We start from the raw sequence: 235 nt of genomic DNA, 5'->3' as shown, positions 1-235 counted from the left end.
ACAGCGGTATAAAATTTGTCACGCCAAATCAGCGTCACTTAGGTTTAGATAAAGAAATATTAGCCAAGCGCCAGCAGGTAAACGATGCGGCTAGATTGAATAACCCTGGTCGTTGGTCAGGAAAATCACGCGATTGGTCAATAATTAAGGAAGTAAATTTAAATCCTGAGAAAAAAGAAGAAATGCGGGTGGCATAAAATTTAACTTGAGGCGACAACTAACTTGAAAAACTCCG

1 pseudogene is annotated in these 235 nt (G+C 39.6%); it reads left to right on the top strand.

Features of this window, described 5'->3' with window-relative positions:
• Positions 1-197 (top strand): annotated as a pseudogene (locus H5201_RS23665) (IS3 family transposase); the annotation flags it as partial.
• Between the last annotated feature and the right edge of the window lie 38 nt (positions 198-235).

Source organism: Pseudoalteromonas sp. SG43-6 (assembly GCF_014164365.1).
GTDB classification, from domain to species: domain Bacteria; phylum Pseudomonadota; class Gammaproteobacteria; order Enterobacterales; family Alteromonadaceae; genus Pseudoalteromonas; species Pseudoalteromonas rhizosphaerae.
The sequence above is the reverse complement of the archived record's forward strand: the minus strand, read 5'-3'. Positions and strand labels throughout refer to the sequence as shown.